1 protein-coding gene, 1 pseudogene and 1 CRISPR repeat array are annotated in these 1215 nt (G+C 55.1%); the gene and the pseudogene both read left to right on the top strand.

Translation table 11 applies throughout. The features are described from left to right. Positions 1-254, top strand: a pseudogene (locus CKO15_RS13980) (hypothetical protein); the annotation flags it as partial. After that, a complete protein-coding gene (locus tag CKO15_RS13750; protein WP_200197354.1) occupies positions 241-498 on the top strand; it encodes a helix-turn-helix transcriptional regulator in 258 nt (85 codons plus the stop codon). The pseudogene CKO15_RS13980 and the gene CKO15_RS13750, both read left to right, overlap by 14 nt. Positions 499-671: 173 nt before the next feature. Beyond that, positions 672-1121: direct repeats of the CRISPR family, unit length 36 nt; unit sequence GTCTGAGGACTGCCCTGTTTGAGAAGGGATTAAGAC. Positions 1122-1215: the final 94 nt, after the last annotated feature.

Below are 1215 nucleotides of genomic sequence, written 5' to 3'. Positions count from 1 at the left end.
CTCGTGCGCGGGTCGAGCGATTGACCTGGCATCTGTTCTCGACCAGAGCGCTGAGCACCGACGATTTCAGCGGCTCCCCGGAAGAGGGCTTCCGGCTGCGCAAGGCGGCACGCCATACCTTCTTTTCTCGGTGGGAGGTACACGCTAAACAGCACCGCCGTTGGTTGAAGCGGGCCGCTCTTACGCTAGCGAGAGAGTGCACCCGCTACGGATCGTTGCTCGACGACAGAGACAATCCGGATGACTCAGTTTGAGCTCGTCATCCGCCGTCAAGCGCGCATTCGGCAGCTCTCGATGGCTGAGCTTGCCCGCCGCGCCGGTATCAGTCGCCAGCACCTCTACAACGTCTGTCGATGTGACCGTGGCCCCCGACTGTACACCTTTGTCCAGCTGGCTAAGGCGCTACACGTCGAGCCAACGGCTCTGTTCGCAACGTACGTGCAGAGCGTCGAGGCATCTAGGGGCGGTTGTCGGCCCGAGTCCGCCGGGGATCTTTGAATTTATAGCTAGATCAGCAGCTAATCTTCGAGTAGACTGAGCTGGTGGCTGCTTCGCTCTTTGAAAATGAGAATCGAGTCCACATGCTGCTGTATGTTAAGTTCTGGGATGCCCGAAATTCCCTCAACCCCCTTTGCAAGGGCCTGATTGTAAAAGGCTTCTGGCGTCGAGGGGTCTGAGGACTGCCCTGTTTGAGAAGGGATTAAGACAAACGCTGGCCAGAACAAAGCACGTCGATCGAGTCTGAGGACTGCCCTGTTTGAGAAGGGATTAAGACTATACTTGTCGCTTATCCCCGTGACTCTAGTGGCGTCTGAGGACTGCCCTGTTTGAGAAGGGATTAAGACTCATCGCTAGTTATCTGGCAGATGGTGATAGGTCTGAGGACTGCCCTGTTTGAGAAGGGATTAAGACCTTACTATCGCGGATAAATAGACCTAAGGATTCAAGTCTGAGGACTGCCCTGTTTGAGAAGGGATTAAGACGATATATCCCGCCTGATCCGCACTTCAGTGCGGTCTGAGGACTGCCCTGTTTGAGAAGGGATTAAGACCCATAAATAGGACCAAGACTGCCTAATTCATCTGGTCTGAGGACTGCCCTGTTTGAGAAGGGATTAAGACCTCGCATCCAGGCCTTTCAAGGTGAGTCCCTGCTGCTCATCCGCAACCGCTTGATAGGGCAGCCACCGCAGCAAGTCGGGATCGCAATTTGCTA

The organism is Halorhodospira abdelmalekii, from assembly GCF_016583625.1.
Taxonomy (GTDB): domain Bacteria; phylum Pseudomonadota; class Gammaproteobacteria; order Nitrococcales; family Halorhodospiraceae; genus Halorhodospira; species Halorhodospira abdelmalekii.
The sequence above is the reverse complement of the archived record's forward strand: the minus strand, read 5'-3'. Positions and strand labels throughout refer to the sequence as shown.

Bases quoted from the DNA above. Each gene is read 5' to 3' on its own strand.
- CKO15_RS13750 (WP_200197354.1), top strand. From the start codon at position 241: ATGACTCAGTTTGAGCTCGTCATCCGCCGTCAAGCGCGCATTCGGCAG.